Source organism: Pseudomonas sp. S4_EA_1b (assembly GCF_016307435.1).
Lineage (GTDB): Bacteria > Pseudomonadota > Gammaproteobacteria > Pseudomonadales > Pseudomonadaceae > Aquipseudomonas > Aquipseudomonas rhodesiae.
Map to the genome: position 1 here is coordinate 1 of NZ_JAEILC010000081.1, position 12816 is coordinate 12816.

10 protein-coding genes are annotated in these 12816 nt (G+C 60.3%); 7 read left to right on the forward strand and 3 right to left on the reverse strand.

The features are described from left to right. The coding region (locus tag YA0848_RS23465; RefSeq protein ID WP_232925168.1) for a hypothetical protein at positions 1-709 on the forward strand (709 nt) is incomplete at its 5' end. Positions 710-800: 91 nt separating this feature from the next. Here YA0848_RS23465 and YA0848_RS23470 read toward each other — a convergent pair. Further along, positions 801-3695, reverse strand: a complete 2895-nt coding sequence (locus tag YA0848_RS23470) for a ribonucleoside-diphosphate reductase subunit alpha (RefSeq protein WP_034099909.1) — start codon at positions 3693-3695, stop codon at positions 801-803. 786 nt (positions 3696-4481) lie between these two features. On the opposite strand from YA0848_RS23470, the gene YA0848_RS23475 reads away from it, so the two are divergent. After that, on the forward strand, positions 4482-5207 hold the full coding sequence (locus YA0848_RS23475) for a response regulator (RefSeq protein ID WP_034114870.1): 726 nt from the start codon (positions 4482-4484) through the stop codon (positions 5205-5207). After that, positions 5204-6820, forward strand: coding sequence for an ATP-binding protein (locus YA0848_RS23480; protein WP_047882815.1), 1617 nt, complete (start codon positions 5204-5206; stop codon positions 6818-6820). Before YA0848_RS23475 ends, YA0848_RS23480 begins: the two co-directional genes overlap by 4 nt. On the opposite strand, the gene YA0848_RS23485 is transcribed toward YA0848_RS23480, so the two are convergent. Continuing rightward, positions 6821-7546 carry a 4'-phosphopantetheinyl transferase family protein gene (locus YA0848_RS23485; protein ID WP_040269231.1) on the reverse strand — a complete coding sequence of 242 codons (726 nt, stop codon included), beginning with the start codon at positions 7544-7546 and terminating at the stop codon, positions 6821-6823. Positions 7547-7681: 135 nt separating this feature from the next. Here YA0848_RS23485 and YA0848_RS23490 point away from each other — a divergent pair, with 135 nt between their 5' ends. Genes YA0848_RS23490 through YA0848_RS23500 form a run of 3 tightly spaced genes read left to right on the forward strand, consistent with a single transcriptional unit; the run spans position 7682 to position 10029 of the window. Further along, positions 7682-7990 carry a hypothetical protein gene (locus YA0848_RS23490; RefSeq protein WP_169903829.1) on the forward strand — a complete coding sequence of 103 codons (309 nt, stop codon included), beginning with the start codon at positions 7682-7684 and terminating at the stop codon, positions 7988-7990. A gap of 18 nt (positions 7991-8008) precedes the next feature. Further along, a complete protein-coding gene (locus tag YA0848_RS23495; protein WP_034099904.1) occupies positions 8009-8686 on the forward strand; it encodes a response regulator in 678 nt (225 codons plus the stop codon). After that, the gene (locus tag YA0848_RS23500; RefSeq protein WP_034099903.1) at positions 8683-10029 is read left to right on the forward strand and encodes an ATP-binding protein; all 1347 of its coding nucleotides are present in this window, start codon (positions 8683-8685) and stop codon (positions 10027-10029) included. The genes YA0848_RS23495 and YA0848_RS23500 overlap by 4 nt, the downstream gene beginning before the upstream one ends. A gap of 99 nt (positions 10030-10128) precedes the next feature. Here the strand turns inward: YA0848_RS23500 and YA0848_RS23505 are convergent, their stop codons facing one another. Next, positions 10129-11127, reverse strand: coding sequence for an AraC family transcriptional regulator (locus tag YA0848_RS23505; RefSeq protein ID WP_034099902.1), 999 nt, complete (start codon positions 11125-11127; stop codon positions 10129-10131). A gap of 340 nt (positions 11128-11467) precedes the next feature. Between YA0848_RS23505 and YA0848_RS23510 the strand changes: the two genes are divergently transcribed. Further along, a complete protein-coding gene (locus tag YA0848_RS23510; protein WP_034099901.1) occupies positions 11468-12799 on the forward strand; it encodes a dicarboxylate/amino acid:cation symporter in 1332 nt (443 codons plus the stop codon). Positions 12800-12816: the final 17 nt, after the last annotated feature.

The following is a 12816-nucleotide window of genomic DNA, read 5'->3' on the forward strand; positions in this document are numbered from 1 at the left end:
TGGCAGGGTCAACCCTACGGACTTCGGTCCCGTGCAGGCTATGACCAACAAGCCGTTTACTGAAGGCGCCAAGTACACTGATTATAAAATCGACAAAAGCAATCCGGGGCAAAAACCTGGCATGTCTAGAGAGGCCGGCAATATCTGGAGCGGTTTCAAGCAAGGTCCTGATGGGAACTGCACCACAGTGGCTGCAATAAAGGCTGCAATGATGAAGTTTGGTCAGAAACCCACCGATATTTTCAAGGACGTGACAGCCAATGGCGATGGTTGGGATATACAGATGCGAGATGGGTTCCAACTCCATCTAAGCAAGAGCGAACTGCAGCAGGCCACCCAGCAGGCTCGGTTCATGGGTGATGATGCGGGCATGATGACCGATGCCAACTTCTTATACGCAGCAAGTGCAAAGCGGGCTCATATGGAGGGCAATCAGGGATGGGGATTTGGTAATGACGCTAATGCACGCAGAAGCTTCGCAGATGCGTTGGTCAGTTTGAATGACGGTGAAATGCTCTCCGAGGGACTTGATCGCCTGGGGTTGAAAGGTTTGTACCGGCAATCTTCAAGTTCTGAGCTTGCGAGCGGCGTGCTTGGCGTCGTGGCTTATGGCGGCCATGCGATGGCATCCATTGGCGGACATGTGGAGCTATGGGGCGGACGAGGCGGCCAGCCTCAGTATGGTGGCGAGGCGTATGCATTCAAATAATGGCAAAGACCGTTCAGGATTCGTGGCGCTGTAAAAACAAAAAAGCCCGTCAATCCAAAGGGATGACGGGCTTTTTAGTCATGAGCTCAGCTTATTGGCAAGCTTCGCAATCCGGCTCGTCGATAGCACAGGCCTTTGGCACTGGCGCTGGGCCGGCCGGGGCGGCGAGTACCGAATCATCACCGTGGTTGCCGCTGGACACTGCGTTCAGCTTACCGGTGTTGATGGTCGACTTCTCGGTGCTGGTTGCGGCCAGGGCGCGGAGGTAATAGGTGGTTTTCAGGCCACGGTACCAAGCCATGCGGTAGGTCACGTCCAACTTCTTGCCCGAAGCGCCGGCGATGTACAGGTTCAGGGACTGCGCCTGGTCGATCCACTTCTGACGACGGCTGGCAGCGTCAACGATCCACTTGGTGTCCACTTCGAAGGCAGTCGCGTAGAGCTCTTTGAGTTCTTGCGGGATGCGCTCGATCTGCTGCACGGAACCGTCGTAGTACTTCAGGTCGTTGATCATCACCGAGTCCCACAGGCCGCGGGCTTTCAGGTCGCGAACCAGGTACGGGTTGATCACGGTGAATTCGCCCGACAGGTTCGATTTCACATAAAGGTTCTGGTAAGTCGGTTCGATCGACTGCGACACGCCGGTGATGTTGGCGATGGTGGCGGTCGGTGCGATGGCCATGATGTTGGAGTTACGAATACCTTTCTGCACACGGGCACGTACCGGCGCCCAGTCCAGGGTTTCGTTCAGGTCAACGTCGATGTACTTCTGGCCACGGGCTTCGATCAGGATCTGTTGCGAGTCCAGCGGCAGGATGCCCTTGGACCACAGCGAACCCTGGAATGTCTCGTAGGCGCCGCGCTCGTCGGCCAGGTCGCAGGAAGCCTGGATCGCGTAGTAGCTGACCGCTTCCATGGACTTGTCGGCGAACTCGACCGCAGCGTCCGAACCGTAAGGAATGTGCTGCAGGTACAACGCGTCCTGGAAGCCCATGATCCCCAGGCCCACTGGGCGGTGCTTGAAGTTGGAGTTCTGCGCCTGTGGCACCGAGTAGTAGTTGATGTCGATCACGTTATCGAGCATGCGTACGGCGGTGTTGACGGTGCGTTCCAGCTTGGCGGTGTCCAACTTGCCGTTGACGATGTGGTTCGGCAGGTTGATCGAGCCCAGGTTGCAAACGGCGATCTCGTCCTTGTTGGTGTTCAAGGTGATCTCGGTGCACAGGTTGGAGCTGTGGACCACGCCCACGTGCTGCTGCGGGCTGCGCAGGTTGCACGGGTCCTTGAAGGTCAGCCACGGGTGGCCGGTTTCGAACAGCATGGACAGCATCTTGCGCCACAGGTCTTTGGCCTGGATGGTCTTGAACAGCTTGACCTTGCCTGGGTACTCGGTGAGGGCTTCGTAGTACTCGTAGCGCTCTTCGAAGGCCTTGCCGGTCAGGTCGTGCAGGTCCGGCACTTCGGAGGGCGAGAACAGGGTCCACTTGCCGTCATCGAAGACGCGCTTCATGAACAGGTCAGGAATCCAGTTGGCGGTGTTCATGTCGTGGGTACGACGACGGTCGTCACCGGTGTTCTTGCGCAGCTCGATGAACTCTTCGATGTCCATGTGCCAGGTTTCCAGGTAGGCACACACAGCGCCTTTGCGCTTGCCACCCTGGTTAACGGCGACGGCGGTGTCGTTCACCACTTTCAGGAACGGTACGACGCCCTGAGACTTGCCGTTGGTGCCCTTGATGTAGGAGCCCAGTGCACGCACCGGCGTCCAGTCGTTGCCCAGGCCACCGGCGAATTTGGACAACATGGCGTTGTCGTGGATCGCGTGATAGATGCCCGACAGGTCGTCCGGCACGGTGGTCAGGTAGCAGCTGGACAGCTGTGGGCGCAGGGTGCCGGCGTTGAACAGCGTCGGTGTCGAGGACATGTAGTCGAAGGACGACAGCAAGTTGTAGAACTCGATGGCGCGGTCTTCTTTGTGCTTCTCTTCGATCGCCAGGCCCATGGCCACGCGCATGAAGAACACTTGCGGCAGTTCGAAGCGGATACCGTCCTTGTGGATGAAGTAACGGTCGTACAGGGTTTGCAGACCCAGGTAGGTGAACTGCTGGTCACGCTCGTGGTTGATGGCCTTGCCGAGCTTTTCCAGGTCGAAAGTGGCCAGGACCGGGTTCAGCAATTCGAATTCGATACCCTTGGCGATGTACGCAGGCAGGGCCTTGGCGTACAGGTCGGCCATTTCATGGTGGGTGGCGCTTTCGGCGACTTTCAGGAAGCCCAGGCCTTCGGCACGCAGGGTGTCCATCAGCAGGCGCGCGGTTACGAACGAGTAGTTCGGCTCGCGTTCAACCAGGGTACGGGCAGTCATCACCAGCGCGGTGTTGACGTCGGTCAGGGCCACGCCGTCGTACAGGTTCTTCAGGGTTTCGCGTTGGATCAGGTCGCCGTCGACTTCTTCCAGGCCTTCGCAGGCCTCGGTGATGATGGTGTTCAGGCGGCCGAGGTCCAGCGGCGCAAAGCTGCCGTCGGCCAGGGTGATGCGGATCGACGGGTGCGCTTGTACCGCTGCTTCTTCGGCGGGAGTGCGCACGGCACGTTCCTTGGCGCGCGAATCGCGGTAGATCACGTAGTCGCGGGCGACTTTCTGTTCGCCGGCACGCATCAGGGCCAGTTCGACCTGATCCTGGATTTCTTCGATGTGGATGGTGCCGCCCGAGGGCATGCGACGCTTGAAGGTTGCGGTGACTTGTTCGGTCAGGCGGGCAACGGTGTCGTGGATACGCGACGAGGCGGCAGCGGTGCCGCCTTCAACTGCAAGAAACGCTTTGGTGATGGCGACGGTGATTTTGTCATCGGTGTAAGGAACGACAGTGCCGTTACGCTTGATCACGCGCAGTTGGCCAGGTGCAGTGGCGGACAGATCCATAGTCGAATCGGCGGCCTGCGGCACGGAGCCCTGCGGGTTCTCGCGAGTTGTGTCGGTTTGCATGGGGGGGTGTCTCCACATTCTATATTTATTTGGGCACCATCACGGTGCCCACCGTTCCGTCCTGAAGCACTTACAGCAGGCCTGGGCCTGGCATAACAACTTCGGGACAGTAGGAAGGGGGCTGTTCGCGCCGCTTCCATGCCGAAGTCTTCGGTTCGGGGCTCAATGCCCGTGGCCGTATTCCTGGTAGGTGACAGTTGCCGGATTCAAGCACTGCAACACCCATACCGTTTTACGCTGTTGAAGCTTGAAAACGGTCGCCATCCGCGTGCGCGGTTTGGGCTTTCAAAAATTGCTTTGGTTCAACCAAACGGGAGCAAGAAATGACTTGAGTTTCTTGTCTGATCTGTGTTTGGTGGTTTCGCTTAAAACCCTACATGTAGGGGTTTTTTAGCGCCGAGCTACAAGATAATGCGTTTTGGAGGGCTTAGCAACGCACGGCCTGTGGATAACGCTGTGGGTAAAATGTGTATGAAACGTGGAACGCCCGCGTAGGCCGCAGCACTGCTGGATTCAGCCGTTTGTCACTGAATATTCCAAGATGAAAACAGCCGGTTGGATTTTTGAGGGCGCGAACCCTATCACAAAAAAAGGTGATCACCGAATGGATTTCCTGGCTTGTGTTTGAAGGCTGGCCCATGGCTACAATCGGCGGTAGTTTGCCCTTGCCAGATGACAGCTGTAGGAGCGCGCCTTCCTGCAGACGAGCTCGGCGATCACCCTGGCATCTTGCATAGACGCGGGCCCCTTGGGCTTCTCCAACAATAAATACAACCGAGGTAGCGGATGGAGCATGACGCCTGGCAAATCCTGATCGTCGAAGACGACGAGCGATTGGCCGAGTTGACCCGTGATTACCTGCAAAGCAACGGTCTGAGGGTTGCGGTGGAAGGCAATGGAGCGCTGGCGGCTGAGCGCATCATCGACGAGCAACCGGACCTGGTGATCCTCGACCTGATGCTGCCTGGCGAAGACGGCCTGAGCATCTGCCGCAAAGTGCGCGAACGCTATGACGGCGTGATCCTGATGCTCACCGCGCGCACCGACGACATGGACCAAGTGCTCGGCCTCGACCTGGGCGCCGACGATTATGTGTGCAAACCCGTGCGTCCGCGCTTGTTGTTGGCGCGTATCCAAGCGCTGTTGCGCCGCAGCGAGCCGGCAGAACCGGCGACGGTGGAGCTGCAACGGCGCCTGCAGTTCGGCCCGCTGGTGGTGGACAACGCCCTGCGCGAAGCCTGGCTGCATGACACCGGTATCGAGCTGACCAGCGCTGAGTTCGACCTGCTGTGGCTGCTGGTGGCCAACGCCGGGCGCATCCTGTCCCGCGAAGAAATCTTCATCGCCCTGCGTGGCGTCGGCTATGACGGCCAGGATCGCTCCATCGATGTGCGCATCTCGCGGATTCGCCCGAAAATCGGCGACGACCCGATCCACCCACGCCTGATCAAGACCATCCGTAGTAAAGGCTACCTGTTCGTCCCCGAAGCCGCCGCTGACATGCCGCTGTGAACTCGATCTTCCTGCGTATCTACGGCGGCATGTGCGCCGCGCTGATCCTGGTGGCGTTGCTTGGCGTGCTGGCGCTGCACCTGCTTAATGAGGTGCGCAGTGGTCAGTATCGCGAACGCTTGGCCCACGGCACGTTTGCCTTGATGGGCGACAACCTGCAGCCCATGAGCGCCATTGAACGTCAGCGCGCCCTGGCGGTATGGGAACGTCTGTTAGGCATTCCTCTGGAGTTGCGCACCCTCGCCGAAGCCCGCCTGGACCTCAGCCAGCGCACGCGCCTGCAACGCGGCCAAGTTCTGGTGGAACAGACCGGCCCCCACGCGGCGCGGGTGGTGCGCCTGGTCAGCGAGCAGGAACAACTGGTGCTGACCGGCGAAGTGCAGCAGATCAGCGAGCAATTGGCCCGCGCGACTATTTATTTACTGGCCGATGAGCTGGTGCGCTATCCCGAGGCCGAGCAGCCGCAGCGGCTGGCGGATATCAAAGAAGCCAAGGGTTTCGGCTTCGACATGCATTTGATGACCCTCGACCAGGCCGACATGGACGATGATCAGCGTCGGCGCGTGTCCGAGGGCGACACGGTGATGGCACTAGGCAAGGGCGGCGATTCGATCCGCGTGTTCGCCGGTATGGTCGGCACGCCGTGGGTGCTGGAAATCGGCCCGTTGTACCAAATGAACCCGTACCCGGCGCAATGGCTGATCCTGATTGCGTTGATCGGCCTGACCCTGATCGGCTTAATCGTCTATTTCTTAGTCCGTCAGTTGGAGCGCCGGCTCAAAGGGCTGGAAGCGGCGGCTACCCGTATCGCCAAGGGCAATCTGCAAGTGCGCGTACCGGCCCGTGGCGCGGACTCGGTGGGGCGCTTGGCGGCGGCGTTCAATGGCATGGCCGAGCACTTGCAGCAATTGCTGGCGATCCAGCGCGAACTGGTGCGTGCGGTGTCCCATGAACTGCGCACGCCAGTGGCGCGCCTGCGCTTTGGCCTGGAGATGCTAGGCGATGCCGCCACGCCGGAAGCGCGACGCAAGTACCTGGACGGTATGGACAGCGATATCCAGGATCTGGATGGACTGGTGGACGAAATGCTCACCTACGCACGCCTGGAGCAAGGCTCGCCGGCGCTGAATTTCCAGCGGGTGGACCTCAATGCGTTGCTCGATCAGGTGATCGGCGAATTGTCGCCACTGCGCCCGCAGATCACCGTCAGTCGTGGCATTTGTCTGTCATCGGTGCATTGGGATGATGCCTGGGTCGATGCCGAGCCGCGTTATCTGCATCGCGCGTTGCAGAACCTGGTGTCCAATGCCATGCGTCATGCCCAGGGGCAAGTGTTGATCAGTTATCAGGTGGGCCAGGTACGTTGCCGCATCGACGTGGAGGATGACGGCCCCGGCGTGCCGCAAAGCGCTTGGGAGCGTATCTTCACGCCGTTCCTGCGCCTGGACGACAGTCGCACCCGCGCTTCGGGAGGCCATGGTTTGGGCCTGTCTATCGTACGACGCATCATTTATTGGCACGGCGGGCGGGCGTTGATCGGTAAGAGCAACAACCTGGGCGGGGCGTGTTTCAGCCTGAGCTGGCCGCGGAGCCAAGAAAAACCGGCAGATTGATCAATGGGGCTGGTTGGATACCGCGACGACGCTCAAGAGCTGACCATCGTCAAGCGCAAACTGCCCCTGCAACTCTTTGCCCTGGCACCACTCATGGGACAGGTCCGTCAGCAACCGCAGGCGCACCTGGCCTGTTTCGGACCACTCCAGCAACTCGGCGTGCTCAAAGTAAAAGCGCTTCTGCACAATCGGATAGAGCGCCTTGAACAGGCTCTCCTTGATGGAAAACGTCAAGGTCACCAGCAGGGCGACCTGCTCTGGCGCCAGGGCGACCATGCGTTGCAACTCATCGGCGGTCAGGATTTCCGCGGCCAGGCGTTGCGCCCGCTCCAGGCTCAGCAGGTTCTCCAAGTCCATCCCCAGGCCGCGCCACTGCGCCTTGTGCCCGACAATCGCGGCGGCGTGGCCGGTGCTGTGGGTGATGGAGCCGCTGATAGACGTGGGCCATACCGGCGCGCGGTCTTCGCCAATGGCCGGGATGCAGTCGTGGTGACCGAGCTGATGCAGCGCGGCGCGGGCGCACACACGACCGGCGAGGAACTCGGCCTGACGCTTGGCGACCGAACGCTGGATACTGGCCGGCGGCGGCACGGCGCAACGTTGGAAATCATCCGCTACCAGTGACGCAGGATCGAAGCGGGTGCTGAGGAATACCGTGCCCGGCAAGCGTTCGGGTAACGGCCAGCGGGCGTCAAGTGGGGTGCAGCAAGCGGGTAGAGGATTCATGGGCGCTATTTTGCCCAGTTGCCGCGCCACAGGATAGCCCGCGCCGGTTCAGGTTGGGTTCAGAGCCTGTTCAGGGGGAGTTCAGGGGCGCTTGCGTAGTCTGGCTCTACAGCCAAACGCGTATGAGGTAACACCATGACTGCGATCAAAAAGCTGATGCTGGCCTTGACCCTGCTGAGTGCCACCGCTGGCGCCCAGGCATCCGAAGGCGCTTTCGCCGAATTCGGCAGGGAGAAAACCAGGAAGCCCAGTAGCCTGATCCATCGTGTGAACTTCGAAGAGGTCAGCAGCCAGGTCTCGCCCTGGGGCCAACCCTTGGGCGCCACCGCCGCGCAGCCAGCCTACCGCGTCGGTTATGCGCACCTGACCGGCCAATTCAATGGCATTAAACTGCGCCCGCAAGACCTGCAGGGCCGCTATGATGTCACCCAGTCGGACAGTTGATTTGCTTTGGAGAGCCTTATGAAATTGCTGGTGGTGGAAGATGAGGCGCTGCTGCGCCATCACCTGTTTACCCGCCTGACCGACAGTGGCCATGTGGTCGAGGCTGTGGCCAACGCCGAGGAAGCCTTGTACCAGACCGGCCAGTTCAATCACGACCTGGCCATCATCGACCTGGGCCTGCCTGGCATGGGCGGCCTGGACCTGATTCGCCAGTTGCGCGCCAAGGGCAAGACGTTCCCGATTCTGATCCTCACCGCGCGCGGCAACTGGCAGGACAAGGTCGAAGGCCTGGCCGCCGGCGCCGACGACTATGTGGTCAAACCCTTCCAGTTCGAAGAGCTGGAAGCGCGGATGAATGCGTTGTTGCGCCGCTCCAGCGGGTTTACCCAGTCCACCATCGTCGCCGGGCCGTTGCTGCTGGATATCAACCGCAAGCAAGCCTCCCTCGACGAGCAACCCCTGGCGCTGACCGCCTACGAATACCGCATCCTCGAATACCTGATGCGCCATCACCAGCAAGTGGTGGCCAAGGATCGTTTGATGGAGCAGTTGTACCCGGACGACGACGAGCGCGACCCGAATGTCATCGAAGTGCTGGTCGGCCGCCTGCGCCGCAAATTGGAAGGCCCGGCCGGGTTCAAGCCAATCGACACCGTGCGTGGCCTGGGCTACCTGTTCAATGAGCGCTGCCGTTGATTCGCTCGTTACGTGTGCGCTTGATGCTGGCGGCCGCCACCCTGGCCGTGCTGTTTATGCTCGGTTTGCTGCCGGCAATGCAAGGCGCCTTCAGCCTGGCGTTGCAGGATTCCATCGAGCAGCGCCTGGCGTCGGACGTCACCACGCTGATCTCCGCCGCGCGGGTGGAAAACAACCACTTGCTGATGCCTGCGCAATTGCCCGATGAGCGCTTCAACCTCGCCGACAGTCGGCTGCTGGGTTACATCTACGACCGCGAAGGCCATTTGGTATGGCGCTCGCGCGCGACCCGCGAAGAAAACATCAACTACAAACCGCGCTATGACGGACGCGGCAATGAGTTTGCGCGGATTCGCGAAGACAACGGCCAGGAATTCTTCGTGTATGACGTCGAGGTCAAGTTGCTCGGCGGCAAGAGCGCGGCGTTCAGCATCGTGGCCCTGCAACCGGTGCGCGAATACCAACTGACCCTCGAAGGCCTGCGCGAAAACCTCTATCTGGGCTTCGGCGCGGCATTGCTGGTGTTATTGACTCTGTTGTGGCTGGGCCTGACCTGGGGCTTGCAGGCGCTACGGCGGTTGAGCCAGGAACTGGACCAGATTGAAGGCGGCACCCGCGAGAGTTTGTCCGAGCAGCACCCCCGCGAGCTGCTGCGCCTGACGGGCTCGCTCAACCGCTTGTTGCACAGCGAACGGGAACAGCGGGCGCGTTACCGCGACTCCCTCGACGACCTGGCCCATAGCTTGAAAACCCCGCTGGCGGTCTTGCAGGGCGTGAGCGAAGACATGGCTCAACGCCCTGCGGACCGCGACCAGGCCAGGGTGCTGCAAACACAGATCGAGCGCATGAGCCAACAGATCAGCTACCAGTTGCAACGCGCCAGCCTGCGTAAAAGCGGCCTGGTGCGCCATCAGGTGCGCCTGGAGCCGGTAGTGCAAAGCCTTTGCGATACCCTGGGCAAGGTGTACCGCGACAAAGCGGTGACGGTGTCTTTCCAGCTACCAGAGGAGTGTGACGTGCCCATCGAGAAGGGCGCCTTGCTCGAACTACTTGGCAACCTGCTTGAAAACGCCTACCGCCTGTGCCTGAGCCAGGTGCGCGTCAGCCTGGTGGAAAGCGACGACGGCACCGAGTTGTGCATCGAAGATGACGGCCCCGGTGTGCCGCCGGACCAACGTGCGCGCATCCTGCAACGTGGCGAGCGTCTGGACCGCCAACACCCGGGTCAGGGCATCGGCCTGGCGGTGGTCAAAGACATCATCGAAAGTTACGGCGCGCGCTTGACCCTGGACGATTCACCCCTGGGCGGCGCGGCGTTCAGGATTCACTTTCCGGCCGTGTGATCAGTTGTAGCTGGTTCGCTCGCCCGCATTTTTGATGCGCGAACCCGTACAAATGGGGAAGGGAGCTTGCTCCCGATGAGGCGCACCAACACCACCTCTCTAACTCTCCTGCTCGCGATAGGCGCCCGGCGTCAGCCCCGTCCACTTCTTGAACGCCCGATGAAACGCCGAAGGTTCGGAGAATCCCAACTGTTCGGCAATTTCCTGCAATGACAAGTCCGCCCGTCCCAAGTGAAAAATGGCGATGTCTCGCCGCAGTTCATCCTTGAGTGCCTGGAAACTGGTGCCTTCTTCGCGCAGATGTCGGCGCAGGGTCTGCGGGCTGATGTGCAGGTGCTGGGCAACCGCTTCAAGGTCCGGCCAAGGCGTGCGGTCGCGGCTCAGCAGGCGGCGCAACTGGCTGCTCAGGCTGTCGCCTTCGTCCGGGCGTGAGAGCAGGTCGGCGGGGGAGCGTTCGAGGAAATGCTTGAGGGTACGCTCGTCCTGCAGCAGTGGCAGGCTCAAATAGCGCACCGGAAACACCAGGCTGCTGTTCGGTGCACCGAATACCTGAGGGCACGGGAACAGCAGATCATATTCGCTGGCGTGGGCCGGTTTCGGGTAGGCGAAGGTGGCCTGGTGCAGTCGAATGCGCTGGCCAATCAGCCAACTGCCCAGCCGATGCCAGATGACCAGTAGGCATTCACTGAGGAAGTGGTCCGGGTCCCAGAGTTGGGTGTGGTCCAGGCTTAAGTGCGCCATTTCCCCTTCACGCGTCAGCTGCCAGCGGGGCCCCTGCGGGAACAGGCTATAAAACAACAAGCCGCGTTCCAGAGCCTTCTCCAAGGTACGGCAGTGGATCAGCGCGTGGCACATCATGGCGAAGGTGCCGCGTTTGCTGGGGCCTTCAGCAAACCCCAGGTATTCGTCGTCCAGCGCCAACCAGAGCAATTGCAACAGTCGGGTAAATTGTTCCGGTGCGATGCGTGCGCGTGGTTCGCTCAACAGCTCCTGGGCAATGCCCACCTGCTGCAGCAGGGCCGAATAGTCGTAACCGACCCGCCGCGCACCGCCCAGGGCTGCGCGGGCAAAGTGGCTGGCGATGGTACGTTCGCGCATAGGGGGCCCTCGTCCATAGAACGGCCGATGGTAGCCACCACCTAGGGGGAGCGACAAGGCGGATATCCGCCAAATTGCAGGATGGTATCGGTCGGTACGGCGGAAATCCGCCATGTGCTCGTCTACTTGGAGGGGCCGCTTGTAAACGCAGGGCCCGCTGTCTTAAGGCATAAAGCGGATTTGCGCAAAGTGGCACGACGTTTGCGATAGGTAAGACAGCGCAGGACTTATCTCACAGCCCTCGCAAACAACAAATCCCTCCAGTGCAGGAGGGTTCGCAATTCAAGTGTCGTGGGCAATGGCGGATATTTGCCACACGGGACGATTGAGGAATTTTGCAATGACGACTCGTCAGCCACTCTACAAATCCCTGTATTTCCAGGTGATCGTTGCAATCGTTATCGGTATTTTGCTCGGTCACTTCTACCCGCAGACCGGCGTGGCCCTCAAGCCATTGGGTGACGGGTTCATCAAACTGATCAAAATGGTCATCGCCCCAATCATCTTCTGTACCGTTGTCAGCGGCATCGCCGGCATGCAGAACATGAAATCGGTGGGCAAAACCGGTGGCTATGCGCTGCTCTACTTCGAAATCGTCTCCACCATTGCCCTGCTGATCGGCCTGGTCGTCGTCAACGTCGTGCAACCGGGCGCCGGCATGCACATCGACGTGTCGACCCTGGACGCGTCCAAAGTGGCTGCTTACGTCACCGCCGGTAAAGACCAGAGCATTGTCGGCTTTATTCTTAACGTGATCCCGAACACCATCGTCGGCGCCTTCGCCAACGGCGACATTCTGCAAGTGCTGATGTTCTCGGTGATCTTCGGCTTTGCCCTGCACCGCCTGGGCGCTTACGGCAAGCCGGTGCTGGACTTTATTGATCGCTTCGCTCACGTGATGTTCAACATCATCAATATGATCATGAAGCTGGCGCCGATCGGTGCCCTGGGCGCCATGGCGTTCACCATCGGTGCCTACGGCGTGGGTTCCCTGGTGCAACTGGGCCAGTTGATGATCTGCTTCTACATCACCTGCGTGCTGTTTGTGGTCCTGGTGCTGGGCGCCATCTGCCGCGCTCACGGTTTCAGCGTGCTGAAATTGATCCGCTACATTCGTGAAGAGCTGCTGATCGTTCTGGGTACATCCTCCTCCGAATCCGCGTTGCCACGCATGCTGATCAAGATGGAGCGCCTGGGTGCGAAGAAATCCGTAGTAGGTCTGGTGATCCCGACCGGCTACTCCTTCAATCTCGACGGTACCTCGATCTACCTGACCATGGCGGCCGTGTTTATCGCTCAGGCGACCGACACCCATATGGACATCACCCACCAGATCACCCTGCTGCTGGTGCTGCTGCTGTCCTCCAAAGGTGCTGCGGGCGTGACTGGTAGTGGTTTCATCGTACTGGCTGCAACCCTGTCGGCCGTTGGCCACCTGCCGGTTGCCGGTCTGGCGCTGATTCTGGGTATCGACCGTTTCATGTCCGAAGCCCGTGCGCTGACCAACCTGGTGGGTAACGCCGTTGCCACCATCGTTGTGGCCAAGTGGGTGAAAGAACTGGATACCGACAAGCTGCACAGCGAACTGGCATCTGGCGGGACCGGTATTTCCGAAACCCGTGAACTCGATGACCTGGGTGTGGCCGAAGGTCCTGCACCGGTGGTCAAGTAAGCCGCTGATGGCGTGAA

Coding starts and splice junctions, on each gene's coding strand:
- YA0848_RS23470 (WP_034099909.1), bottom strand. CDS start 3,695: ATGCAAACCGACACAACTCGCGAGAACCCGCAGGGCTCCGTGCCGCAG.
- YA0848_RS23475 (WP_034114870.1), top strand. CDS start 4,482: ATGGAGCATGACGCCTGGCAAATCCTGATCGTCGAAGACGACGAGCGA.
- YA0848_RS23485 (WP_040269231.1), bottom strand. CDS start 7,546: ATGAATCCTCTACCCGCTTGCTGCACCCCACTTGACGCCCGCTGGCCG.
- YA0848_RS23490 (WP_169903829.1), top strand. CDS start 7,682: ATGACTGCGATCAAAAAGCTGATGCTGGCCTTGACCCTGCTGAGTGCC.
- YA0848_RS23495 (WP_034099904.1), top strand. CDS start 8,009: ATGAAATTGCTGGTGGTGGAAGATGAGGCGCTGCTGCGCCATCACCTG.
- YA0848_RS23505 (WP_034099902.1), bottom strand. CDS start 11,127: ATGCGCGAACGTACCATCGCCAGCCACTTTGCCCGCGCAGCCCTGGGC.
- YA0848_RS23510 (WP_034099901.1), top strand. CDS start 11,468: ATGACGACTCGTCAGCCACTCTACAAATCCCTGTATTTCCAGGTGATC.